The following is a 25,207-nucleotide window of genomic DNA, read 5'->3' as shown; positions in this document are numbered from 1 at the left end:
GGGCGGGCTCGGACACGTGCCACGTCCGCAAAACGGACGGCGGCGGGCCCTGGTTCCGGCCCGCACCCGCCGCTATCCGCCGTGGCCGGGCGCTACCGCGCCGCCGGCCCCGCGCACTTCGTGACACCGGCCACGCCGACTCCGTCAGAATGGGGCCGTGCGATACACGATCCTCGGCTCCACTCAGGCCCTGCGGGGCGACGGCGAACCCGTCGCGCTCGCGGGCGGCCGGCTGCGCGCGCTGCTCACCGCGCTGGCGTTGCGGCCCGGCCGGGTGGTCGGCGCGGACGTCCTGATCGACGAGGTGTGGGACGGCGAGCCGCCGACCGGGGCCACCGGGGCGTTGCAGGCGCTGGTCGGGCGGCTGCGGCGGGCGCTGGGGCACGACGCGGTCGGGTCGGTCGGCGGCGGCTACCGGCTGGAGGCGGCCCGCGACGACGTGGACCTGTACCGCTTCGAGCGGCTGGCCGAGGAAGGCGCGCAGGCGCTGACCGAGGGCGACCCGGTGAAGGCCGCCGGGCTGCTCGGCGACGCGCTCGCGCTGTGGCGCGGCCCGGCGCTGGCCGACCTGCCGGACCGGGGCACGGCCGCCGTACGCAGCGAGGCGCTGCGGCTGGACGCCCACCGGCAGCGGCTGACCGCGCAGCTCGCGCTCGGCCGGGCCGGGCAGGTGTTGCCCGAACTCGCCGAACTGGCCGCCGAGCACCCCCTGGACGAGCCGCTGCGGGCCCTGCACATCCGCGCCCTGCGCGCCGCCGGCCGTACCGCGGAAGCGCTCACCGCGTACGAGGCGGTCCGCCGCGACCTCGCCGACCAGCTCGGCGCCGACCCCGGCGACGAACTGCGCCGCCTGCACGCGGAACTGCTCCACCCGGCACCGGCCGCGCCGTCCGACCGGGCCGGCGAGGGCGACCACGGCCCGCGGAGCCGCCCCGGTGCGACCGGCACACCGCCCGCCCGTAGCCACGCCCACACCTACACCCCCGCCCCCGGCGCGGACTCCGCCGACGGCGCGCCCGCGGGCTGGACGTACGACCGCACGCCCGCCGGCGGCGCGGCCGTGGCCGACCCGGACCGGGGCCGTACCGCGGGCGGCCATGGGTCCGTGGAGCGCGGGCTCGGCAACGCCCGCGCCCGGCTGACCAGCTTCGTCGGCCGGGAGAGCGACCTCGCGGCGGTGCGGCAGGACCTCGCGCAGGGGCGGCTGGTGACGATCACCGGCCCGGGCGGCACCGGCAAGACCCGGCTCTCCCAGGAGGCCGGTGACCTGGTCGCGGGCCGCTGGGCCGACGGCGTCTGGTACGCCGAGCTGGCCCCGGTGAGCGACCCGCGCACCCTCCCCGAGGCGGTGATCAGCTCGCTCGGGCTGCGCGAGACGCTGCTGCACTCCGGCAGCGCCGCCGAGGTGGCGATCGCGGCGGAGACCGGCCCGCGCGACGCGGCACGGCAGCTCGCCGACTACTGCTCCAGCCGCGAACTGCTGCTCGTGCTGGACAACTGCGAGCACGTCATCGACGCGGCCGCCACCCTCGCGGAGTCGCTGCTGGCGAACTGCCCGGGCCTGTCGGTGCTCGCCACCAGCCGCGAACCGCTCGGCGTACCCGGCGAGTTGGTGCGCCCGCTGGACCCGCTGCCGGACCCGACCGCGCTGCGCCTGCTCGCCGACCGGGGCGCGGCGGCCCGCCCGGGCTTCTCGGTCGACGACGACCCGGTGGCCTGCGCGGAGCTGTGCCGGCGGCTCGACGGCCTGCCGCTGGCGATCGAACTCGCCGCGGCGCGGCTGCGCAGCCTGTCGCCGCGGCAGCTCGCCGACCGGCTCGACGACCGCTTCCGCCTGCTCACCGGCGGCAGCCGTACGCTCCTGCCCCGCCAGCAGACCCTGCGTGCCGTCGTCGACTGGTCCTGGGACCTGCTCGACCTGGCCGAGCGCGTCCTGCTGCGCCGGCTGGCGGTCTTCCGCGGCGGCTGGACCCTGGACGCGGTCGAGGCGGTCTGCGCGGACCCGGCGCCCGGCGCGGAGCCCGGCGACGGGACGCCGGCCGGGAGCGCGGCGTCCGCCGCGGACCGGATAGCGTCGCCGGACGCGGCCGCCCTGCTCGCCTCCCTCGTCGACAAGTCCCTGGTGCTGGCCGACCAGGACGAGGACGGCTCCCGCTACCGCATGCTGGAGACCATCTCCGAGTACGCCGCCGAGCGGCTCGACGCGTCCGGCGAGCGCGCCTCCGTCGAGCGCCGGCATGTCGTCTACTTCCGCGAGTACGTCCGCGCCGCCGACCCGGGACTGCGCGAGCACGGCCAACTCGTCTGGTTCGAGCGGCTGGAGCGTGAGCACGACAACCTGCGGGCCGCGCTGCGCCGGGCGGTGGACGCCGAGGACGAGCAGGAGGCGCTGCTGCTGGTGATCGGCTGCGCCTGGTTCTGGGAGGTGCGCAACTACGTCTCGGAGCGGCTGTACTGGCCGGCCGCGGCGGCCGCGCTCGGCCCGGACCCGTTCGCCGAGCCGCCGAACCTGGAGCCGGTCGAGAGGGCCCCGCTGGACGACCCGCCGCCGCTGGAGGGCGAGCGGCTGCTGGAGGCGCGCCGGCACGTCCGGGTGATCGAGCTGTCCGCCCACGACAACGAGAACGACTGGTGGTCCGACGACAACATCGTCAGGGTCGGCAGGGCCCTGATCGAGACCTATCCGCCGCACCTGCCGCAGTCCGCCCGGCAGCCGGGCATCGCCCGGTCCTTCGGCGCGTTCTTCTCCGGTGACCTCGAGCGGGTGCACGAGCTGATGGACGAGACCGTCGAGTGCTGCCGCCGCTTCGGCCGCACCTGGGAGCTGGCCTTCGCCCTGCAGTTGCGGGCGAAGGTGAACAACGACATCAGCGAGCGGCTGGACGTCTCGCTGGAGGACATCGGCGAGAGCCGCCGGCTGTTCGAGCGGATCGGCGACGAGTGGGGCACCGCGGAGACGCTGTCGGGGGAGGCCGAGGCGGCCGGCAACATGGGCGACTGGCCGCGGGCGGCCCGCTGCTGCCGCGAGGGCATCGCGCTGGCCCGCAAGATGGGCGCGCACCAGCACGTGCCGGTGCTGATGGTCCGGCTCGGTGAGGCGCTGGCGAGCATCGGGGAGGTGGCGGAGGGCGAGCGGGTGATGCGCGAGGGCATCGCGGACGCCGAGCGGTTCGGTTCGGCCAGCTACGGCGCCGCCTTCTACGGAAGGGTGCAGCTCGCCGGTCTGCTCTCCCGCCGGGACCGGCTGCCCGAGGCCCTGGAACTGGTCGAGAAGACCATCACGGAGAGCAACGGCGGCGGCTCCCCGGTGCCCGGCTTCGTGAGCGGGATGCTCAACGGCATGAAGGGCTACCTGGTGGGCCGGTCCGGTGACCCGGCGCGCGGGCTGGCCCTGCTCGCTGACGGCATCGCCGAGATGAGCCGCCACCCGCTGGCCCAGGTGATCACGCCCCGGCTGGCGATCGTGATGTCGCCGGGAGTCGTCGAACTGCTGGTCCTGCTCGCCGAGTCCGAGCCCGGGGTCAGGCCGGAGCGGCTGACCCGCGCGGCCACGCTGCTGTCCGCGCACGACCGGCTGCGCCCGCTGGCGATCGCCCCGCTGGAGGCCCGCGACATCGAGAACACCCGGCGCCGGCTGCGCGCACTGCTCGGCGAGGCCGGGTTCGCCGCCGCGTTCGCCGAGGGCGACGACCTCGATGTCGCCGAGGCCGTCGCCCTGATGTGCGACGTGGACTGACGGTCCGTCGGGTGGCACCGGTCCGCGGTGCCAACGGACGCTCAGGTCTTCTTGCGGAACCGCGCCACCGCCAGCGGCGCCGTCACCACGGTGATGCCGATCGACCAGGCCACCACCATCCACACCGAGTGCGCCACCGGGCCGCCGTTGATCAACGCCCTTGACGCGTCCGCCAGGTTGGAGAGCGGATTGACCTTGGTGAAGCTCTCCAGCCAGCCCGGCATCGTGGTCGGCTTGGCGAAGATGGAACTGCCGAACTGCAACGGCATGAGCACGAGCATGGCCACCCCCTGGACCGCCTGGGCCGTCTTCATCGTCAGACCCAGCAGAATGAAAATCCACATCAGCGAGGCGCCGAAGACCAGGGACAGCAGCACCGCCAGCAGCAGGTGCGGGACGTCCGTTCCGACGCTCATGCCGAGCGCGAAGCCCATGCCGAGCAGGATCGCCATCGCGATCATCATCCGGCCGACCTCGACCACGATCTTCGCGATCAGTACCGAGGACCGCGCGATCGGCATCGTGCGGAACCGGTCCATGACCCCCTTCCGGAAGTCGTCGTTGATGCCGGTCCCGACCGCCATGGCGATGTTCATGCCCATCATCGCCATCAGGCCGGGGACCACGTAGTCCACGTACGCGTGCTGGTGCCCCTTGCCGGAGACCGCGCCGCCGAAGACGTAGACGAAGAGCAGGGTGAAGATCACCGGCATCAGCAGGACGTCGAACATCGACTCCGGGTCCTGCTTGATCTGGAGCATGTTGCGGCGGGCCAGGGCACCGATGTGCCGGAGGTTGGCCCGTACGCCGATCCTGCCCTCGTTCGCCGTGACCTTCGCCGGTGCGGCCAGTGTGGCCGAAGCCGCGCTCATACCGAGACCTCCACGTTCTGCTGCGCGTTCGTCGTGCTGTGCGGGGCGGCCGGGCCGGGCCCGTCGCTCCCGGTGGGCCCGTCCTCCGCGACCGACGCCTTCTGGCCGGTGACGGCGAGGAACACCTCGTCCAGGCTGGGCAGGTGGGTCTCGATGTGCGCGATGCCGAAGCCGCGGGCGCCCAGCAGCCCCACCACGGCGGTGAGCTGGTCGTCGCTGAGGATCGGCACGCTGACCAGGCCGTCGTCGTCGGTGCGGGCGCCCGCGACGCCGTCGAGCCCGGCCTCGGCGATCGCGGCGGCCATCCCGGCGGCCTCTGTGGCCTCGCTCGGCCTGATCCGCAGGGTGCGGCCGCCGACCTTCGCCTTCAGCTCGGCGACCTTGCCGCCGGCGATGATCCGGCCGCGGTCGATGACCGTCAGCTCGTGGGCGAGCTGCTCGGCCTCCTCCATGTACTGGGTGGTGAGCAGCACCGTCGCCCCTTCGACGACCATCCGCTGCACCTCCTCCCACACCTCGTTGCGGGTGCGGGGGTCCAGGCCGGTGGTCGGCTCGTCCAGGTAGAGCACCGCGGGGCGGCCGATCATGCTCGCCGCCAGGTCGAGGCGGCGGCGCATACCGCCGGAGTACTGCATCGCCGGCCGCTTGGCGGCCTCGGTGAGCGAGAAGCGCTCCAGCAGTTCGTCGGCGCGGGACCTGGCCTCCTTGCGGGGAAGGTCGAGCAGCCGCCCGATCATGTACAGGTTCTCCCGGCCGGAGAGCTTCTCGTCGACCGAGGCGTACTGCCCGGTCATCCCGATCACCCGGCGCAGCTGCCGGGGCTGCTTGAGTACGTCGTAGCCCGCCACGTGGGCGCTGCCGGCGTCCGGCCGCACCAGCGTGGACAGCACCCGTACGAGCGTGGTCTTGCCGGCCCCGTTCGGGCCGAGGACGCCGAGCACCGTGCCCTGGCGCACTTCCAGATCCACCCCGTCGAGGGCTTTGGTCGGGCCGTAGTGCTTGACCAGACCGCGCACCTCGACGGCGGCGGTCCCACCGTTCTCTGTCAGTCGCGTCGTCATGTCCACCACCATGCAGGGGCTCACCGACACGGCACCGATATCCCACCGACAGCGATATGTCGGCGGGATATCGGTGACGAAAGCAGCAGGTCAGCGCGGTGCTGACGAGACGGTACGGTGATCGCCGGGCGTCCGCCGGGTCAGCCGGCGGTGCCGCGCGGGCGGTCCGTGGGCTGCGCGCCGGCCTGCGGGATGCTCAGCAGCAGGGTGCCGTCGGCGGCGCGCACCTCGAACCGGCTGATCGCCGTCGGGTGCATCCCGGTGGCGCCGCTCACGGTCAGCGCCTTGGGCTGCCCGCCCGTGTCGTACCCGCCCTGCGGCACCGACCAGGTCGCGACGGTCTCCCGGGAGTCGTCGCGGCCCACGGCGTCCAGGTGGCAGTGGTCCGGGCCGCGTACCCCGGCCAGCCGCAGGCTGACCGCGGTGCCCCACGCCTTGTCGGTGAGCCCGACGACGGCGGACACCCCGGTCGACGGGTCGCGCGCCGAGTCCTGCGCGCTCGGGAGGGCACTGGCGGCAGGGGTGGCGGTGCCGTCGTGGGTGGCCAGCACCGCGACGGTGGGCCCGCCGACGACCAGCGCCGCGGCCACCGCGACCGCGACCAGCCGCCGCCTGCGGCGGGCCCGGCGCTCGCCGGAGACCTGCCGCAGCAGCCGGTCGAGCAGCGCGTCGCCGGGCGGCTCGGGGAGGCCGATCCCGTCCTCCCGCAGCTCGGCGAGGACCGGCACCACCCCGCTCAGCTCGTCCAGCTCCCGCCCGCACTCGTCGCACCCGGCCAGGTGCTCCTCGAACGCCGACATCTCCGCGTCGTCGAGGGCCCCGAGCAGATAGGCGCCCACGTCCACATGAGGCGTCATGGGGTTCACGAGGTGGTCACCCCTCTCTCCTCCAGTGCGTTCCGTGCGGCGCGCAGCGCGTAGAAGACCCGGGACCGTACGGTGCCGGGCGGCAGCCCCAGCTCCTCGGCCGCCTCGCTGACTGTACGGCCCTTGAAGTACGTCTCGACGAGTGCTTCGCGGTGGGCGGGGGACAGGTCCTGGAGGGCGTCGGAGATCGTCATCAGGCGCAGCGAGCGCTCCAGTTCGTCGCGCGCCGGCAGCAGGTCCAGGGCGGCGGGGGAGGTCTCGGGGGGCCGGGCCTGCCGGCTGCGGTGGCCGTCGATCACGATCCGCCGGGCGACGGTGACCAGCCAGGGCCGCAGCGACCTGGCCGCCGGGTCGAGCTGCGCCGCGCTCTTCCAGGCCCGCAGCAGCGTCTCCTGCACGACGTCCTCGGCGAGGTGGCGGTCGCCCGCGACGAGCTTGAGGACGTAGGTGAACAGGGCGCCCGCGTGCTCGCGGTACAGCGCCCGCATGAGGTCTTCCTCCGGGACCGCGCCGTCGGACCCGGGCGCGGACCCGGGCGCGGGCTCGGCGCCGGCCACCGGCCCAGCGCCGGCCACCGCACCGGGCCGGGCCGTGCCGTCGGGCCCGGGCGGGCCGGGCGGCCGCGCCGCACCGGCCTGTTCCGGTAGCTCCGGAGGGGGTCCGTCCACGGGCGCATCCTGCCGCACCGGCGGCTCCCGGTCGAGTTCGCGTATCGCGGATCGAGACATCAGCGGGTGGCTTTCCGAGGGTGGCGGGTCGCCGCGGCGGCGGCGCTCACGCCCTCCGTACGGACCCGCGGCCGGAATGTCTCATCCGGGCGGCGGAAAAGCCGCGGCAGGCGCAGGCGGGCGGGCCCGGACCCACCCGGACCCGCCCGCCTGGCCACCTCGACGTCAGTGGAAGGTGTGCTCCTCGGCCGGGAACTCCCCGCCCACCACGTCCTGCGCGTACGCCTTCGCCGCGTCACCCAGGGTGCGGCGCAGGTCGGCGTACTGCTTGGTGAAGCGCGGCACCTTGCCGCCGGTCATCCCGGCCATGTCGGTCCACACCAGCACCTGCGCGTCGGTGTCGGGGCCGGCGCCGATGCCGATCACGGGGATCTCCAGGGTGCGGGTGATCTCGGCGGCGACCTCGCTCGGCACCAGTTCCAGCACCAGCGCGAAGGCGCCCGCGTCCTGCGCGGCCTTGGCGTCCTGCATCAGGCGGTGCGCTGCCTCGTCGCCACGGCCCTGCACGCGGTAGCCCAGGGTGTGCACGGACTGCGGGGTCAGGCCCATGTGCGACATGACCGGGATGCCGGCCTCGACCAGCGCCTCGGTCTGGGCCAGCGAGCGCTTGCCGCCCTCCAGCTTCACCGCGCCGACGCCGGCCTCCTTCACCAGCCGGGTCGCGCTGCGCAGGGCCTGCACCGGGCCCTCCTGGTACGAGCCGAAGGTCAGGTCGCCGACGATCAGGGCCCGCCGGGTGCCGCGGACGACGGCGGCGGACAGCATCGTCATGTGGTCGAGCGTGACCGGCACGGTGGTGTCGTAGCCGAGGTGACAGTTGCCCATCGAGTCACCGACCAGCAGCACGGGGATGCCCGCCTCGTCGAAGACGGACGCGGTCATCGCGTCGTACGCGGTGAGCATGGGCCACTTCTCGCCGCGCTCCTTGGCAGCGCCCAGGTCACGCACGGTCACCCGGCGGGAGCCGGTCCCGCCGTAGAGCGCCTTGGGGTTGTCGGCTGGGTTCTGGGCAGCCGGAAGTTGCGTCATGGTGACGGCTCCTTCATGTCATCTCGAGGCGCCCTGACGGCGTCCCCGGACCACCTCCCATGCTGACACGCCCGGCGCCGCGCCGAAAGCCCTCCGATGAGGTGCTGCTTTTACCCGGGCTTTACGATACGAGACGGGGCCGTATCGTAAATGGGGTACCCTCGTGCAATGGCCGCTGACGTGATTGTCACCAAGGTGCCCGAGGCGATCCATCGCCGCCGCTGGGCGATCCTCACCGTGTTGCTGTTCAGCCTGCTCGTCGTGGTGCTGGACAACTCGATCCTCAACGTGGCGATGAAGACGATCGCCCAACCCGCCCCGACCGGACTCGGCGCCAGCCAGAGCGAGTTGGAGTGGGCGATCAACTCGTACACCCTGGTCTTCGCCGGCCTGCTGTTCACCGCGGGCCTGCTGGGCGACCGGCTGGGCCGCAAGAAGGTGCTGCTCTTCGGCATGTTCGTGTTCGGCGGCGGCTCCGCGCTGTCCGCGTTCGCCGGCTCCGCGGGCGAACTGATCGCCTGGCGCGGCGTGATGGGCCTGGGCGGCGCGTTCATCATGCCCGCCACCCTCGCCATCATCATGAACGTCTTCGAGCGCGAGGAGCAGCCGCGCGCCATCGGCATCTGGGCGGGCGTGGTCGGCCTGGCCATCGCGGTCGGCCCGATCACCGGCGGCCTGCTGCTCCAGCACTTCTGGTGGGGCTCGGTCTTCCTGGTCAACGTGCCGATCGTGGTCGCCGCGCTGATCGCGATGTTCCTGATCGTGCCCGACTCCAAGGACCCGCGGCCAGGCCGGCTCGACCCGGTCGGCGTGCTGCTGTCCATCGCCGGCCTGGTGCTGCTCATCTACGGCATCATCAAAGGCGGCCAGTACGGCGACTTCACCCGCCCGGAGGTGTGGGTCACCTCCGTGGGCGGCCTCGCCATCCTCGGCGGCTTCGTCTGGTACGAGGCGCGCAGCGACCACCCGGCCCTGGACGTCGCCTACTTCAAGAAGCGGCAGTTCTCCGCCTCGGTCGCCGCGATCGGCCTGGTCTTCTTCGCGCTGATGGGCGTGACCTTCTTCATCGTCTTCTACACCCAGTCGGTCCGCGGCTACAGCGCCCTCCAGTCCGGCCTGCTGCTGCTCCCGCTGGCCGCCGCCCAGATGGTGTTCGCGCCGCGCGCCCGGCTGCTGGTCGACAAGCTCGGCGCCCGGGTGGTGTGCGCCGGCGGCATGGTGCTGACCGGGCTGTCCTTCCTCGGTTTCCTCATGCTCGGCCAGTCCACCCCGATCTGGGAGCTGGAGGTGCTGTTCTTCGTGATGGGCACCGCGATGGCGCACGTCATGCCGCCCGCCACCGTGATGATCATGTCGTCGCTGCCGCGCGAGAAGGCCGGCTCCGGCTCCGCGGTCAACAACACCTTCCGGCAGGTCGGCGGCGCCCTCGGCGTGGCCGTGCTCGGCTCGGTGATGTCCACCGTCTACCGCAACGGCATCAGCACCCACCTCGGCAGCCTGCCCGCCGACAAGCGGCACGCGGCCGGCGAGTCGATCGAGGCGACCCTCGGCGTCGCGCAGAAGATCGGCCCGCGCGGCAACGTGCTGATCCAGCCCGCCAACGACGCGTTCATCCACGCCATGCACATCACCGCGGCCGCCTCCGCGGCGGTCGCGATCATCGGCGGCGTGATCGCGCTCGCCTTCCTGCCCCCCAAGGACGCACCGGCGCGCGCGGCCGGCGGCGGCTCGGAGGAGCGGGAGATGGTGGGAGTCGAGCAGTGACGGAGGGCACGCCGGCGGGCGGTGCCGGGGACCGTACGCCGGACGGTACGGCGGCGGCCACGGCACCGCGCGGACGCCCGCGCAACGCGGCCGTCGACCGTACGGTCATCGACACCGTGCTGCGGCTGATCTCCGAGGGCACGTCGATCGGCGACCTGACCATGGAGGGCATCGCCCGGGAAGCGGGCGTCGGCAAGGCGACGGTGTACCGGCGCTGGTCCGGCAAGGACGCGCTGCTGTTCGACGTGCTCGACACCGTGGACCCGCCACCACCGGTCAGCCGCACCGGCGACCTGCGTGCGGACCTGGTCTGCGCGGTCGAGTTCATCCGCCGGCACAGCCTCGCCAAGCGGGAGTCCGCGCTGCTGCGGACCATGGTGACGCAGATGCAGAGCAACCCGCGGCTGTGGAAGCGCTACCACGACACCGTCATCGCCGGCCGCCGCCAGATGCTCAGGGGGCTGCTGGAGCGCGGGATCGCCACCGGCCAGATCCGCCCCGAACTCGGTACCGACCTCGAACTGCTCTGCGACATGGTGGCCGGTCCCGTGCTCGCCCGCGCCACCCTGCGCCCGGACTCCTCGCTCCCCGAGGACCTCGCCGACCGCGTGGTGGACACCCTCCTGGACGGGATGCGCCCCCGCGACTGACCCGTCACCCGTCACCGTCACCGTCACCGTCATCTGTCAGCGTCATCTGTCCTCGTCATCGGCCGGCGGCCCACCCGGAAGAATCCGAGGGGGTCGCCGGCCGCTGTGTGATGGTCTTGTCACAGTCCTCCCGGTAAGTGCCGTGCCGCGGAACCCGACACCCCCGTCAAGCCGTCGGTTCACATACGAATCCCGTAGGGTCGCCTCGGGTCGGTCGCACGGATCTCCGCGTGGGAACTCCGTGTTGGCACTCCGCGGTTGAAGGAGCGGTGTCCGGTGAGCCGGTGACCGACGACAACGCGGCAGACGCACCTGCCGGGCGGTGCGACGCCGCGGAGATCCGACGACAGGCCCTAGGGTTCTGAAGCACCCGCAAGCGGCAGGCAAGGACTTCTATGACGCAGGCGCAGAACAGCACGGACGCGAGCACGGACGGCGGCGACCCGGCAGGGTCGGGAGCCGCGTCCGGAGCGCGAGACCGGCTGCGCGCCCGCTTCCTGCGATGGTGGCGGCCGGACGGGATGTGGCGGCGCGGGATCGCGACGGCGGTGGTCGCCGTGGTGCTGACCGGCCTGCTGGTCTTCCACGCGCGGGTGCCGAACCGGGTCGGCAACCTCGGCAGCCTGCTGGAGACGTTCCTGCCCTGGCTCGGGCTGATCGTGCCGGTGCTGCTCGTGGTGGCGGTGCTGCGCCGCTCGGTCACCGCGCTGATCGCGGTGGTGCTGCCGGCCGTGGTGTGGTTCAACCTCTTCGGCGGGCTGATGACCGACAAGTCCGGGTCCGGCGGCGACCTGACCGTGCTCACGCACAACGTCAACGCCGAGAACCCCGACCCCGACGGCACCGCCAAGGACGTGATCGCCGCCCACGCCGACCTGGTCGCCCTGGAGGAGCTGGCCTCCGACGAGGTGTCCCGCTACAGCCGCGACCTCGCCGCCGCGTATCCGTACCACTCCGTGCAGGGCACCGTCGGGCTGTGGAGCAAGTACCCGCTCAGCTCGGTCCGCCCGGTCGACATCCGGCTGGGCTGGACCCGGGCCATGCGCGCCACCGCCGACACCCCGCACGGGAAGGTCGCGGTGTACGTGGCGCACATGCCGTCGGTGCGGGTGAAGTTCGACGCGGGCTTCACCGCCGGGCAGCGCGACCGGGCCGCCGACGCGCTCGGCAAGGCGATCGCCGCGGAGCAACTGCCGCACGTGGTGCTCCTCGGCGATCTCAACGGCACCATGAACGACCGCGCGCTCGCCTCCGTCACCTCCCAGATGCGCTCCACCCAGGGCGCGGCCGGCAACGGCATGGGCTTCAGCTGGCCGGCGTCCTTCCCGATGGCGCGGATCGACCAGATCATGGTCAGGGGAATCGAGCCGGTCTCCTCCTGGACCCTCCCCAAGACCGGCAGCGACCACCTCCCGGTGGCAGCGCGGCTCGAACTGCCCTGACGGGACCCTCCGGGGTGCCCCTGTCCGCCGGTCGCGCGACAAGCCACCGCGGACCGCGAGGTCCCGTACGGCGGGGACGGGGCAGCCGGGCGGGTCCGCTCAACCCCCTTCGCGCCAGCGGTTGGTGATGGGCAGGCGGCGGTCCTTGCCGAAACCCTTCGCCGAGATCTTGGTACCCGGCGGGTACTGCCGCCGCTTGTACTCCGCCGTGTCCGTGAGCTTGAGCACGCGCGTGACCAACTCCTCGTCGTACCCGGCCGCGACGATCTCGTCGCGGCCCTGGTCCCGGTCGACGTACAGCTCCAGCACGCGGTCCAGCACGTCGTAGTCCGGCAGGGAGTCCGTGTCGACCTGGCCGGGCCGCAACTCCGCGCTCGGCGGCTTGACGATCGAGTTCTCCGGAATCGGCGGCGTCTCACCGCGCGCCTCCGCGTCCGCGTTGCGCCAGCGGGCCAGGCGGAAGACGGTGGTCTTGTAGACGTCCTTGATCGGGCCGTACGCCCCCACCGAGTCGCCGTAGAGAGTGGAGTAACCGACCGCCAGCTCGCTCTTGTTGCCCGGGGCGAGCACGATCTGGCCCTCCTGGTTGGAGATGGCCATCAGCGTCACCCCCCGCAGCCGCGACTGGAGGTTCTCCTCGGCGAGCCCGGTCAGCTTCAGGGACTCCATGTACGCGTCGAACATCGGGGCGATCGACACCGTACGGAAGTTGAGCCCGGTGCGGCGGGCCAGCTCGGCCGCGTCGCCCTTGGAGTGGTCCGAGGAGTACGCCGACGGCATCGACACCCCGTACACGTTCTCCGCGCCGACCGCGTCGCACGCCAGGGCCGCGACCAGCGCGGAGTCGATACCGCCGGACAGCCCGATCAGCACCGAGCGGAAGCCGTTCTTCTCGGCGTACGCGCGCAGGCCGGTGACCAGCGCGCCGTAGATCTCCGCCTCGTCGCTCAGCCGTTCGGTCTCGACGCCGGTGAACTCCGGCCGGTACGCGGGGACCGGCTCCGCGGAGAGCGTCACATGGCGCAGCTCCAGGCCGTCCGCGACCCGTCCCGCGGGCACCTCGGCGGCTGCCGCGGGCAGTTCCAGGTCGAGCAGCACGCACTCCTCGGCGAACTGCGGCGCCCGGGCGATCACCTCGCCGTCCGGCCCGACCACGATCGAGTCGCCGTCGAAGACCAGCTCGTCCTGCCCGCCGACCATCGCCAGGTAGGCCAGCGTGCAGCCGGCCTCCCGGGCGCGCTTGCGGACCAGATCCAGCCGGGTGTCGTCCTTGTCGCGTTCGTACGGCGAGGCGTTGACCGACAGCAGCAGGCCCGCGCCGGCCTCCCGGGCGCCCGGCACCCGGCCGCCGTCCTGCCACAGGTCCTCGCAGATCGCCAGCGCCACATCGACGCCGCCGACCCGGATCACCGGCATCGTGTCGCCCGGCACGAAGTAGCGGAACTCGTCGAAGACCCCGTAGTTCGGCAGGTGGTGCTTGGCGAAGCGCAGCGCGACCTTGCCGCCGTGCAGCACCGCCGCGCAGTTCTGCGGCGCGCCGGCGGGCTGGCCGTACTTCGGCTGGGCGTTCTCGCTGCGGCCGAGGTAGCCGACCACCACCGGCAGTCCGCCCAGCCCCTCCGCGGCCAGCTCGCGCGCCAGGTCCACCAGCGCGGCCCGGCTGGCCTCGACGAACGACGCGCGCAGGGCGAGGTCCTCGACGGGGTAGCCGGTCAGCATCATCTCGGGGAACGCGACCAGGTGGGCACCCTGCTCGGCCGCGTACCGGGTACGGCGCAGCACCTCCGCGCGGTTCCCGGCGATGTCGCCGACGCGGGAGTCGATCTGATTCAGTGCGAGGCGTAGTTGAGGCACGTCCCCCAGTCTAATCGTCACCCCGACGCGATGTCGCTGTCGCCCTTCCCACACCGGACCCGGAACACGTGGCGCCCGAGCGGGCGGGCGGGGGAGGATCGGTGCCATGAGCGCCGTTCCGTGGAGCACCCACGCCCTCGACCTCCGGTCCGACCGGGTGGTGAAGACGTTCCTGCGGGGACGCCACGACGAGTGCGGGCGCGAGTGGCGGGCGCTGACCCTGCTCGACGCCCACGCGCCCGGCCTCGCCCCCGCGCCGCGCGGCTCGGACCTGACCGCCGAGCAGCCGGTCGTGGTGATGTCGCGGCTGCCCGGCGAGCCGCTGCGGGGCCGGCCGCTGGACGCCCGGCAGCTCGCGGCGCTGGCCGCGACCGTGGGCGAGCTGTACGCGGCGGTGCCCGCCGAGGTGCTGCGTACGGTCCCGCCCCGCCCGAACCGGCCGGAGCGGCTGGTCGCCCAGATCCATGCCTGGACGCCGGACGTCCGGCCGCGGGTCGGCGCCGAGGTGGGCGCCGCGATGGACCGCGGCCTGGCATGGCTGGCCGGGTCGGGCCTGGAGCGCGCCCCCGCCGCCGCACCGGACGTTCCCGCGGTCTTCGGTCCCGGCGACGGCAACCTCGCCAACTACCTGTGGGACGGCGCCCGGGTGCGGGTGGTCGACTTCGAGGACTCCGGCCGCAGCGAGCGTCCCTTCGAGCTGGCGGAGATCACCGAGCACGCGGGCTCCTGGGTCGAGCACCCGCTCGACGTGGAGGCGTTCCTGGGCCGGTTCGACCTCGGCGCCGCCGAACGCGCCCGGCTCGGGCAGTACCGCAGGCTGCTGGCGCTGGTCTGGCTCTTCCTGGTCTGCTTCGACGACCCCGAAAACCCCCGCAACCCGCCCGGCACGGCCGATCGCCAGGCCGGCCGGCTGCGACGGCTGCTCGGCTGAGCCGGGGCCCGGCGTACGTGTCGACCCGGTCGTGCCGACCCGGGCCCGGGCATACGTATGGGGCCGACCCTGACAAGGTGAGCCGGCCCCACACGTGCTGTCGCGCGCTCCCGCGGACGACGGACCCAAGCCCGCCGCCGGCGACCGCGCACAGGAACACCGTAACCGTTTCCGGTCAACGGGGGAACGGGTTCCGGGTGGCAGGGGCGCCCTGGCAAGGCGCCCCCGCCCCGGAGGTGGTCCGGTCAGACGCGCAGCCACACCGCCGTGTCCTGCGGCACCCGGCCACTCTCCGTCAGCGGCCCCGACGTGAGCAACAGCTCCTCGTGCGCGGGCAGTTCCACCGCGGCCTCGCCGAGGTTCACCACGCAGACGAACCGGTCCGAGCGGCGGAAGGCGAGCACCTCGACATCGCTGTCGAGCCACTCGAACGGGCCGTCGCCGCCCAGCTCGGGCTCGTCCTTCCGCAGCCGTATCGCGGCGCGGTAGAGCGAGAGCATGGACGCCGGGTCGGCGGACTGGATCGCGGCGGTGCGCGCCGCCCACTCCGCCGGCTGCGGCAGCCACGACTCGGCCGAGCCGGCCGGGCTGAAGCCGAACGGCGGGACGTCACCGGACCACGGCAGCGGCACGCGGCAGCCGTCGCGGCCCGGGTTGGTGCCTTCGGAGCGCAGGTACATCGGGTCCTGCAACTTGCCGGTCGGGATGTCCTCGACCTCCGGCAGCCCCAGCTCCTCGCCCTGGTAGAGGTAGACCGAGCCGGGCAGCGCCAGCGTCAGCAGCGCCGCCGCCCGGGCCCGGCGGGTGCCCAGCTCCAGGTCGGTCGGCACCCCGAACGCCTTGGTGGCGAAGTCGAACCCGGTGTCCTGCCGGCCGTAGCGGGTCACCGTGCGGGTCACGTCGTGGTTGCACAGCACCCAGGTGGCGGGCGCGCTCACCGGCGCGTGCGCGGCCAGCGTGGTCTCGATCGAGGTGCGCAGCCGGGCCGGCTCCCACGGGCAGGCCAGGAAGTCGAAGTTGAACGCGGTGTGCATCTCGTCCGGCCGCAGGTAGCGGGCGAACCGCTCGGCGTCCGGCAGCCACACCTCGCCGACCAGGATGCGGGTGCCGGGGTAGGAGTCGGCGATCCGCCGCCAGTCGCGGTAGATGTCGTGCAGGTCGTCGCGGTCGACGTACGGGTGCGCGGGCAGCACCGCGTCGGCGCCCGCGGACGGGTCGGGCAGGTCGGGCAGGTCCGGGTCCTTGGAGACCATGGCCGCGGAGTCGATGCGGACGCCGCCGGCGCCGCGGTCGAACCAGAACCGCAGGATGTCCTCGTGCTCGGCCAGGACCTCCGGGTGGTTCCAGTTCAGGTCCGGCTGCTCGGAGTCGAAGAGGTTCAGGAACCAGTCGCCGGGCGTGCCGTCCGGGTTGGTGGTGCGGGTCCAGGCCGGGCCGCCGAACTGCGACGGCCAGTTGTTCGGCGGCAGTTCGCCGTGCTCGCCGCGGCCGGGCCGGAACCAGAACCGCTCGCGCGCGGGCGAGCCGGGGCCGGCCGCCAGGGCCTCCTTGAACCAGGGGTGCACCGCGGAGATGTGGTTCGGCACGATGTCGATGATGGTCCTGATGCCCAGCGCGACGGCTTCGGAGATCAGCTTCTCGGCCTCGGCGAGCGAGCCGAAGACCGGCTCGACGTCCCGGTAGTCGGCGACGTCGTAGCCGCCGTCGGCCATCGGCGACGGATACCACGGGCTGAACCACAAGGCGTTGACGCCCAGCTCGGCCAGGTACGGCAGCCGGGAGCGCACGCCGGCGAGATCACCGGTCCCGTCTCCGTTGCTGTCAGCGAAGCTTCGCGGGTAGACCTGGTAGATGACCGCGCCGCGCCACCAGTTCTCGTCGGCCTCGGGCTGAGGGGTGTCTGCCACGTCAACGTCCTTTCGGGCAGGTGGGACCCCGCCGCCGGCCCCTGATGGCGGGGATGCTGGCATGAGGGCCGGCGGCGGAGTGCTGCTGGGTGGTGCGGATGGGGCTTGCGGGTGCGTGGGTTGTGCGGTCGCAAGGCCGGAGGAGCGGTCGGGGCGTCAGCCCTTGAGGCTGCCCGCGGTCAGACCGGACATGATGTTGCGCTGGAAGAGCAGGAAGATCAGCAGGGTCGGCACCGCGGAGATGGCCAGCGCGGCGATGATGACGTTCTCCGGGACGCCCTGCGAGAGCGAGTTGATACCGAGGTTGATCGGCTGCTTGTTCGGGTCGGGCTCCACCAGCATCGGCCAGAGGAAGTCCTTCCAGACGTTGACCACCGCGAAGATCGACACCACGCCGAGGATCGGTCGGGACATCGGCAGGATGATCGACCACAGCGTGCGCAGCGGGCCGGCGCCGTCGATCGAGGCGGCGTGCATCAGGTCGTTCGGGATCGAGTCGAAGAAACGCTTCAGCAGGAAGATGTTGAAGCCGTTGGCCACCGTCGGCAGCCAGATCGCCCACGGGGTGCCGATCAGGTTGAAGTGCAGCAGCGGCAGGTCGAGCACCGTGACGTACTGCGGGACGATCAGCACCGCGGACGGGATCATCAGCGTGGCCAGCATGCCGGCCAGGATGATGTTGCCGAACACCGGCCGCAGCTTGGAGACCGCGTACGCGGCGGCGACGTCGAAGACCAGCTGGAAGAGCAGCGCGCCGAACGCGTAGTACAGCGTGTTGAAGAGCAGCTTGGCGAGCTTCAGCTGGGTCCACGCGGTGTGGTAGGTGCCCGGCTTCGGGTGCTTGGGGAAGTACGTCGGCGGGTTCGCGACGACCTCACTGGCGGACTTGAAGCCGCCGGTGACCATCCAGTACAGCGGGCCGAGGAAGACCAGGGTGAAGACGATCAGCACCACGGTCAGCACGATCCGGTAGGTGATCCTGCCCTTGCGGCGGCTGAGCGCGGCCGACGAGATCAGGGTGCGGTTCGCTTGCGAGGAGATGGCTGCCATGGTCCGTTATCCGTCCTGCTCGCTGGTCCGGCTCAGCCGCGTGTAGACGCCCGAGAAGACGATCAGCACCAGCAGCAGGAAGAGGCCCAGCGCCGCGGCGCTTCCGAGGTTGTTGTAGCGGAATCCGTACTGGTAGATCATGTAGACGACCGTCATGGTCGAGTTCTCCGGGCCGTTGCCGCCCGCCAGCACGAAGACGTTGGTGAACTCCTGCATGGTCGCCACGATCTGCAGCAGCAGCATCAGCGACAGCACCATGCGGGTCTGCGGGATCGTGACGTGCCAGATCTTGCTCCACAGCCCGGCGCCGTCCAGGTCGGCGGCCTCGTAGAGCTCGCCGGGTATGTTCTGCAGCGCGGCCAGGTAGATCAGGGTGGCGCTGCCCATGCTCATCCAGGTGGCCGCGATCACCACCGAGATCATCGCGGTATGGGACGAGTCGAGCCATTGCGACGTCGGTAGGTGGAGCGTCTTGAGGATGTGGTCGAAGAGACCGTAGTCCGGGTCGTAGAAGTACTTGAAGAGCAGGCCGCCGGCCACCGGCGGGAGCATCACCGGCAGGTAGACGAGGATGCGCAGGTACGCCTGCGCGTGCCGCAGTTCGTTGAGGATGATCGCCACGAAGAAGGGCAGCGCGAACCCGATGACCAGCGCGTAGCCGGTGTACTCGGCGGTGTTCTTCCACGCGGTCCAGAAGAACGGGTCGTGGTAGACGCGGTCGAGGTTCTTCATCCCGACCCAGGACGTCACGCCCCGCTTCTTCTCCTGGAAGCTCATGATGAACTCGCGGACCATCGGGTACCACGAGAAGGCCAGGAAGCAGATGACCGCGCCGACGAGGAAGCCGTAGGCCTGGAGGTTCTCCGCCGCCTTGCGGCGCAGCCCGCTTCTCTCGGCACGTCGGCCTGGGCCGGCCGGGCGCCCGGCGTGGCGCTTGGTCGTTTTCTCGGGGACGGTCGTCGCCGCCATGAGGGCTCCTCGGCTGAAAGTGGTGCGGTGATGTCAGGTGCCCGCGAAGCGGGGACCGGTCGCCGGACCGGCCCCCGCGGGGCTGTGCGGTCAGCTACTGGCGGCCAGGAGCTGGTTCACCTGGTCGGTCGCGGTGTTCAGCAGCTTGTCGATGTCCGCGTTCTTGTTGGTCAGCACGCCGGACATCACGGTGTCGAGGACGGTGTAGACCTTCTGCGCGTTCGGCGGCTCGGCGAGCACCGGGGTGTCCACGCCGGTGTAGGACTTGAAGTTGTCCACCGGGATGGTCGCGCTGGCGGCCTTGAGCTGGTTGTCCTGGTCCTTCGCCGAACCGGTGAAGAAGAAGGGCTCGGGCAGGCCGACCGGCAGGCCGTCCGCCTTGGTGCGCACGTAGTTGAACTGGCCCTTGCCGAGGGTCAGGTACTTGAAGTTGATCCAGGCGATGCCGGCCTTGATCTGGTCCGGGCTGTCCGACTTCTTGAACATGTAGTCGTTGCCGCCCATGAGCGCGATCTTGCCGCCGGGGATCGGGGCCATGCCCAGGTCCTTGTAGTCGGCGTGGTACTGCTGCACCTCAAGGGTGACGTCGTCGGGCGCGCCGACGTACATGCCGATCTTGCCGGTGCCCATCGCCTTCTGGACGTCACCCCAGACCAGGCCGGGGGTGGCGGGCATGGACTTGTCGGTCCAGCGCATGTCGTGCAGGGTCTGCAGGACCTGCTTGGTGCCGGCCTCGTTGAAGGTGGCCTTGGTGCCGTCCTCGCTGACCGCGCGGACGCCGACCCCGTTCATCTCGGAGACCAGGTGCCAGCCGCCCTGGTTGCCCGCCGAGTTGTCCATGTAGCCGGTGATGCCCTTGCTGCCCAGCTTGTCGCTGATCACCTTGGCGTCCTGCCGGACCTGGTCCCAGGTGGTCGGCGGGTTGTTCGGGTCGAGCCCGGCCTCCTGGAAGATCTTCCGGTTGTAGATCAGGCCCATCTTGTAGTTCGCGGTGGGCAGACCATAGAGCTTGCCGCTGTCCTTGAGGACGTTGAGCACGCTCGGGTCGATGCCCGCCAGGTTCGGGATCGTCTTGGCGTTGACGTACTCCGAGATGTCGGCGGCCTGGCCGGCGTCCAGCACCTGCTGGAGGTCGGTGTAGTACGAGTAGAACGTGTCCGTCTGGCTGCCGGCCTGCAGCTGCGCGGTGAACTTGGCCGGGTCCTCGCACGGGAACGCGTCTTTGCTCTTGACCGTGACGTTCGGGTAGATCTTGTTGAACGCGGCTACGTCGTCGATCCACTCCTTGCGCTCGGCCTTCTTCGTGGTCGGCGGCTCGCAGTCGACGCTGACGGTCACCTTGGTCTTCGGGTCCAAGGGGGTTCCGGCGCTGGCGCTGCTGGGCTTGCTCCCGGAGTCGTCCTTCTTGCTGCTGGAACACGCGGCACCGGTCAACCCGATCCCCGCGACCAGCGCGACTGCCACCAGTCTGCGGTAGCCGATTCTGCTCATTTTCTACCCTTCCCCTGAACCACTGCGCGTCGTTGGACTGCGATCTGGGACCCCCGTGGCACGTGAGGCACATGCTGTCCGGCGCGAGAGTGCGCCGCCGTCCCGGGTTGGCTCAACGTACTTAACCCGATAGATGTCCGCAAGATGTCGCGTGAATTTCGCAAAGACACGACTTGGTTACGACGGGAAGGTGTGCGGTGCCCTCGGGGGCCGGCGGCCCATGACCGCTGGTCAGGGGGCTTGACGGGTAGCGGTCACAAATCAGGGGCGCGGGAAACCGCGCGACCGGCCCGTCGCCGCGGCGCGCCGGGTCCGCAGGCCCAGCCGCAACGGTGAGTTTCCGGACCACCGGCCCGTGGCCGGTTCCTCGCGCAGTTCCTCGCGCCCCTGGGGGTACCCGGGAGTACCGGGCGCCGTTCACGCGTTGGCGCGAGCCTCCGGGTGGGGGATGCGGGCCGCGTCGCGGACCGGTCCGGTGGACCCGCGGACCACCAACTCCGGCTCGAAGAAGAGCTCGTCGTGGTCGACCGAGGCCCCGCTGATCTCGCCGGCGAGCAGGTCCACCGCGGCCCGCCCCATCGCCTCGATCGGCTGCCGGACCGTGGTCAGCGGCGGCTCGGTGCAGTTCATCAGCGAGGAGTCGTCGTAGCCGATCACCGAGATGTCCTCGGGCACCGACAGCCGGCGCCGGCGGGCGGCCCTGATCGTGCCGAGCGCCAGCAGGTCGGACGCGCAGATGAACGCCGTGATGCCGCGGGACAGCAGCCGGCTCGACGCGGCCTGCCCGCCCTCCAGCGTGAACAGCGCGTGCTCGACGGTGACCGAGGGGTCGACCCGGCGGGCGGCGGCGAGTTTGCGGCGCGAGGGCACGTGGTCCGGCGGGCCGAGCACCAGCGCGATCCGTTGGTGGCCAAGGGAGATGAGGTGGTTCATCGCCTGCTCGACCGCCACCGCGTCGTCGCACGAGACCCGGGGGAAGTCGAGATGGTCGATGGCCGCGTTCATCAGCACCGTGGGCAGGTTGCGCTCGGCCAGGCGGGCATAGTGGTCGTGCGGTGACTCGGCCTGGGCGTAGAGCCCGCCGAAGAAGACCACACCGGAGACGTGCTGCTGGAGCAGCAACTCCACGTAGTCGGCTTCCGATACGCCGCCGGCGGTCTGCGTGCACAGCACGGGAGTGAACCCCTGTTGGGCCAGCGCACCGCCGACGACCTCCGCGAAAGCGGGGAAGATGGGGTTCTGCAGCTCGGGCATGACCATGCCGACCAGCCGGGCGCGTTCCCCGCGCAGCTGGGTGGGCCGTTCGTATCCGAGCACGTCAAGGGCGGTGAGGACCGCAGCCCGGGTCGCATCGGAGACGCCCGGCTTTCCGTTCAGCACGCGGCTGACGGTGGCCTCACTCACCCCGACCTTCTTTGCCACCTCGGCAAGTCGTCGTGTCATGGCGTCGATTCTAGTACAGGTACCGCAAGTTTCTTGCGGCCTATTTGCGGGATCTCTGCAAGCCATCCAATTTTTGCGAAATCCGATCGACATCTTGCTGTGTCGTGTTCGTCATCCCTAGGGTGTGCGTCACATCAGCGACTCCCGTCAGAAGGGAACCCCCCCACCCCATGGACACCAGACGTCGCTCCTCGCTTGTGCTGGCCTCGGCCACCGCGGCGGCAGTGGCCGCGGGCGGCCTGATCGCCCTGACCCTCACCGCCCCGGCCGCCAGCGCGGCCAACTCCGCCAAGGCGTCGGCGGTCTCGCCGTTCGACGTCAGCGGCGGCGCGTCGGTGCCGTTCACGGAGTACGAGGCCGAAGCGGCAAACACCAACGGGAAGGTGATCGGGCCCGACTACACCCAGGGCACCGTCGCCTCCGAGGCGTCCGGCCGCCAGGCGGTCACCATCAACCAGGGCCAGTACGTCGAGTTCACCCTCACCAAGGCGGCGAACGCCGTCGACGTCGCCTACAACCTGCCGCAGGGCGCCTCCGGCACCCTGTCGGTCTACGTCAACGGCACCAAGCTCAGCCAGAAACTCGCCGTCACCTCGCAGTACAGCTACGTGGACACCGGCAACATCGCCGGCTCGAAGACCCACCACTTCTTCGACGACTCCCGTATACAACTGGGCCAGAACCTCGGTTCCGGCGACAAGGTCAAGCTCCAGCTCGACTCGGGCGACACCGGCACCGCCACCATCGACGTGGCCGACTTCGAGCAGGTCGCGGCAGCCGCCGCGCAGCCCGCGAACTCGGTCTCGGTGGTCGACGACGGCGCCGACCCCAGCGGCAGCGGCGACTCGACCCAGGCGTTCCGCCAGGCGATCACCGACGCCAAGGCCGCGGGCAAGGAGGTGTGGATACCGTCCGGCGTCTACACGATCACCTCGCAGCTCCCGATCGACGACGTCACCGTGCGCGGGGCGGGCAACTGGTACTCGGTGGTGCACAGTTCGCACTTCATCGACCAGACCAGCGCGACCGGCAACACCAAGCTCTACGACTTCGCGGTCATCGGCGCGGTCAGCACCCGCAACGACAGCTCGCCCGACAGCTTCGTCACCGGCAGCCTCGGTCCGAACTCCGTGGTCTCCGGGATGTGGATTCAGCGCGAGAAGTGCGGCCTGTGGCTGACGGGCAACAACGACAACCTCACCGTCGAGAACAACCGGATCATCGGCACCACCGCTGACGGCCTCAACCTCGACGGCAGCGCGCAGGGCGTCACCGTCAAGAACAACTTCCTGCGCAACCAGGGTGACGACTCGCTCGCCATGTGGTCGCTGGGCTCGCCGGACACCGGCAACACCTTCACCGGCAACACCATCGTGCAGCCGAACCTGGCCAACGGCATCGCGATCTACGGCGGTTCGAACAACACCGCGTCGAACAACGTGATCGCCGACACCAACGCGCTCGGCAGCGGCATGGCCATCTCCAACCAGGCGTTCCTGCAGCCGTTCAACCCGCTCTCGGGCAAGGTCACGGTCTCCGGGAACACCCTCATCCGCACCGGCGCGATGAACCCCAACTGGAGCCACCCGATGGGGGCGTTGCGGGTCGACTCGTACGACTCGGCGATCACCACGGTGGACGTCCAGATCAGTGACACCACCTTCATCGACAGCCCCTACAGCGACTTCGAGTTCGTCTCGGGCGGCGGCCACGGCTACGACGTCAGCGGGGTCACGGTCAGCGGCGCGACCGCGACCAACACCGGGACCGTGGTGGTGCAGGCCGAGACGCCCGGCTCCGCGACGTTCAGCAACGTCACGGCCACCGGCACCGGTGCCACCGGCGTCTACAACTGCTCCTACCCGGTGGGCCTCGCGCCCTTCACCATCAACCAGGGCACGGGCAACAGCGGGTGGACCGGCACGTGGGGCGACTGCTCGACCTGGCCGCAGCCGGGTGCCGGTGACAGCAGCGGCGGCACGTCCTCCGGTACGTCCTCGGGTACGTCCTCCGGTTCGACCGACGGTGGGACCACCGGCGGCACGACGCCCCCGCCCAACGGCAACCTGGCGCAGGGCCGCCCGGCCACCGACACCGGCCACGACGACGTCTATGTCGCGTCCAACGCGGTCGACGGCGACGCCAACTCCTACTGGGAGAGCACGGACAACGCCTTCCCGCAGTCCCTCACCGTCGACCTCGGCTCCACCCAGACCGTCGGCCGCCTCGTCCTGAAGCTGCCGCCGGCCACCGCGTGGGCCACCCGGACCGAGACCCTCTCCGTCCTCGGCTCCACCGACGGCTCCACCTTCACCTCGCTCAAGTCCTCGGCCGGCTACACCTTCGACCCGTCCTCCGGCAACACCGCGACGGTCTCCCTCGGTTCGGCCTCCGCCCGCTACCTGAAGCTCACGTTTACGGCCAATACGGGTTGGCCCGCCGCCCAGCTCTCCGAACTGGAGGCCTACGCCTCGTAGTTCGCCCTACGGCCCTACGGCACGTGCGCGACCCAGGGTGCCCCTGTTCCCGGAACTCCAGCCGGGGACGGGGGCACCCTTCACCTTTGCGGCGCGTGCTCCTCCAGCGCGGTGCGGAGGAAGGTGAGCGAGTCCGTCCGCGTGAGGGCGCTGTCCCGCAGCAAGTCGTAGGCCAGGCGCAGCGGTTCCACGTCTTCGGGTTCTTCGACGAGGTGGCCGCTCCAACTGCTCTGCGTGTAGGCGACGATGTGGCCGTCCTGGAAGAAGATGAGTTCCAGGCAGCTGCGGATGTGGTGCGGTCCGGTGCCGAACGGCACGACGTGCAGGGACACATCGGGTTGCGGGGCGACCTCGATGAGGTGTTCCAGCTGTGCGGTCCAGGTCCGGGGGTCGCGGGCTTTGCGGCGCAGCACGGCTTCGTCGATCAGGGCGCGGTAGTGGACGGGGTCCGGGCCGGTGAGGCGGTCCTGGCGTTTCAGCCGTGCGGTGACCTGGGTGCTCAACTGCTGGATGGTGTGCGGCCGAGCGGTACGCAGTTGCTCTTCGGCGTAGGCGCGGGTCTGGAGGAGGTACGGCACGGCGCTGACCGCGTACTCCTGGACGCTCACCGCGTCCGCCTCCAAGGGTGCCAATCCGAGGAACGGGCGGTCCTTCGCCTCGCGTTTGGCCAGGTGCCACAGCTTCACCAGGAGTTCGCCGGTGCCGTACACCTTGTCCAGTGCTGTGGCCGCTTCCACGGTGCCGAGGCGCTGTCCCCGCTCCAGCCGGTGGAGGTAGGACTGTTCGTACATGCACTTTGCCGCGAGTTCCATGAGCGTCAGCCCCGCCTGCTGCCGCCGATAGGCCAGCTCACTCGCGTACAACTCCCGCGCGGATAACCACTCCCAGTCGATGAGCGTCTTCGTCTTGCCGTCCCCGCCGCTCGTGCCGGCCATAC

At 71.4% G+C, this 25,207-nt stretch carries 18 protein-coding genes; 6 read left to right on the top strand and 12 right to left on the bottom strand.

Features of this window, described 5'->3' with window-relative positions; genetic code table 11:
- Positions 1–157 precede the first annotated feature (157 nt).
- Complete coding sequence (locus tag OG370_RS11705; RefSeq protein ID WP_328463302.1) at positions 158–3,736, top strand: AfsR/SARP family transcriptional regulator; 3,579 nt, start codon at positions 158–160, stop codon at positions 3,734–3,736.
- Between the two features lie 41 nt (positions 3,737–3,777).
- Here the strand turns inward: OG370_RS11705 and OG370_RS11700 are convergent, their stop codons facing one another.
- The 5 genes from OG370_RS11700 to panB form a co-directional block, all read right to left on the bottom strand.
- A complete protein-coding gene (locus tag OG370_RS11700) occupies positions 3,778–4,608 on the bottom strand; it encodes an ABC transporter permease (RefSeq protein ID WP_328463300.1) in 831 nt (276 codons plus the stop codon).
- A complete protein-coding gene (locus OG370_RS11695; RefSeq protein ID WP_328463298.1) occupies positions 4,605–5,669 on the bottom strand; it encodes an ATP-binding cassette domain-containing protein in 1,065 nt (354 codons plus the stop codon). The genes OG370_RS11700 and OG370_RS11695 overlap by 4 nt, the downstream gene beginning before the upstream one ends.
- Positions 5,670–5,809: 140 nt before the next feature.
- On the bottom strand, positions 5,810–6,526 hold the full coding sequence (locus OG370_RS11690) for an anti-sigma factor family protein (protein ID WP_328463296.1): 717 nt from the start codon (positions 6,524–6,526) through the stop codon (positions 5,810–5,812).
- A 5-nt stretch (positions 6,527–6,531) separates the two neighbouring features.
- Positions 6,532–7,092: a sigma-70 family RNA polymerase sigma factor gene (locus tag OG370_RS11685; RefSeq protein ID WP_328474012.1), complete on the bottom strand. Its 561-nt coding sequence runs from the start codon at positions 7,090–7,092 to the stop codon at positions 6,532–6,534.
- A gap of 336 nt (positions 7,093–7,428) precedes the next feature.
- Positions 7,429–8,292 carry a 3-methyl-2-oxobutanoate hydroxymethyltransferase gene (gene panB / locus OG370_RS11680; RefSeq protein WP_328463294.1) on the bottom strand — a complete coding sequence of 288 codons (864 nt, stop codon included), beginning with the start codon at positions 8,290–8,292 and terminating at the stop codon, positions 7,429–7,431.
- A gap of 168 nt (positions 8,293–8,460) precedes the next feature.
- Between panB and OG370_RS11675 the strand changes: the two genes are divergently transcribed.
- The 3 genes from OG370_RS11675 to OG370_RS11665 all read left to right on the top strand — a co-directional run bounded on the left by OG370_RS11675 (position 8,461) and on the right by OG370_RS11665 (position 12,148).
- Positions 8,461–10,056: an MFS transporter gene (locus OG370_RS11675; RefSeq protein WP_328463292.1), complete on the top strand. Its 1,596-nt coding sequence runs from the start codon at positions 8,461–8,463 to the stop codon at positions 10,054–10,056.
- Positions 10,053–10,706, top strand: a complete 654-nt coding sequence (locus tag OG370_RS11670) for a TetR/AcrR family transcriptional regulator (protein ID WP_328463290.1) — start codon at positions 10,053–10,055, stop codon at positions 10,704–10,706. The genes OG370_RS11675 and OG370_RS11670 overlap by 4 nt, the downstream gene beginning before the upstream one ends.
- Positions 10,707–11,227: 521 nt before the next feature.
- Positions 11,228–12,148 (top strand): endonuclease/exonuclease/phosphatase family protein, encoded by a 921-nt coding sequence (locus OG370_RS11665; RefSeq protein ID WP_443060860.1) that lies wholly within the window; start codon positions 11,228–11,230, stop codon positions 12,146–12,148.
- Between the two features lie 99 nt (positions 12,149–12,247).
- Here OG370_RS11665 and OG370_RS11660 read toward each other — a convergent pair whose 3' ends face one another.
- Positions 12,248–14,002 carry an NAD+ synthase gene (locus OG370_RS11660; RefSeq protein ID WP_328463286.1) on the bottom strand — a complete coding sequence of 585 codons (1,755 nt, stop codon included), beginning with the start codon at positions 14,000–14,002 and terminating at the stop codon, positions 12,248–12,250.
- 106 nt (positions 14,003–14,108) lie between these two features.
- On the opposite strand from OG370_RS11660, the gene OG370_RS11655 reads away from it, so the two are divergent.
- Complete coding sequence (locus OG370_RS11655) at positions 14,109–14,933, top strand: phosphotransferase family protein (protein WP_328463284.1); 825 nt, start codon at positions 14,109–14,111, stop codon at positions 14,931–14,933.
- A 245-nt stretch (positions 14,934–15,178) separates the two neighbouring features.
- On the opposite strand, the gene OG370_RS11650 is transcribed toward OG370_RS11655, so the two are convergent.
- The 5 genes from OG370_RS11650 to OG370_RS11630 form a co-directional block, all read right to left on the bottom strand.
- The gene (locus OG370_RS11650) at positions 15,179–16,840 is read right to left on the bottom strand and encodes a glycoside hydrolase family 13 protein (RefSeq protein ID WP_328463282.1); all 1,662 of its coding nucleotides are present in this window, start codon (positions 16,838–16,840) and stop codon (positions 15,179–15,181) included.
- 156 nt (positions 16,841–16,996) lie between these two features.
- On the bottom strand, positions 16,997–17,890 hold the full coding sequence (locus OG370_RS11645) for a carbohydrate ABC transporter permease (protein ID WP_328463280.1): 894 nt from the start codon (positions 17,888–17,890) through the stop codon (positions 16,997–16,999).
- A 6-nt stretch (positions 17,891–17,896) separates the two neighbouring features.
- Positions 17,897–18,859: a carbohydrate ABC transporter permease gene (locus OG370_RS11640; RefSeq protein ID WP_328463278.1), complete on the bottom strand. Its 963-nt coding sequence runs from the start codon at positions 18,857–18,859 to the stop codon at positions 17,897–17,899.
- 90 nt (positions 18,860–18,949) lie between these two features.
- A complete protein-coding gene (locus OG370_RS11635; RefSeq protein ID WP_328463276.1) occupies positions 18,950–20,350 on the bottom strand; it encodes an ABC transporter substrate-binding protein in 1,401 nt (466 codons plus the stop codon).
- Between the two features lie 417 nt (positions 20,351–20,767).
- A complete protein-coding gene (locus OG370_RS11630; protein ID WP_328463274.1) occupies positions 20,768–21,793 on the bottom strand; it encodes a LacI family DNA-binding transcriptional regulator in 1,026 nt (341 codons plus the stop codon).
- A gap of 170 nt (positions 21,794–21,963) precedes the next feature.
- Between OG370_RS11630 and OG370_RS11625 the strand changes: the two genes are divergently transcribed.
- On the top strand, positions 21,964–24,270 hold the full coding sequence (locus OG370_RS11625) for a galactose-binding domain-containing protein (protein ID WP_328463272.1): 2,307 nt from the start codon (positions 21,964–21,966) through the stop codon (positions 24,268–24,270).
- Positions 24,271–24,350: 80 nt separating this feature from the next.
- On the opposite strand, the gene OG370_RS11620 is transcribed toward OG370_RS11625, so the two are convergent.
- Positions 24,351–25,205, bottom strand: coding sequence for a helix-turn-helix domain-containing protein (locus tag OG370_RS11620; protein WP_328463270.1), 855 nt, complete (start codon positions 25,203–25,205; stop codon positions 24,351–24,353).
- Positions 25,206–25,207: the final 2 nt, after the last annotated feature.

The sequence above is a fragment of the Streptomyces sp. NBC_00448 genome, assembly GCF_036014115.1.
Taxonomy (GTDB): domain Bacteria; phylum Actinomycetota; class Actinomycetes; order Streptomycetales; family Streptomycetaceae; genus Actinacidiphila.
The sequence above is the reverse complement of the archived record's forward strand: the minus strand, read 5'-3'. Positions and strand labels throughout refer to the sequence as shown.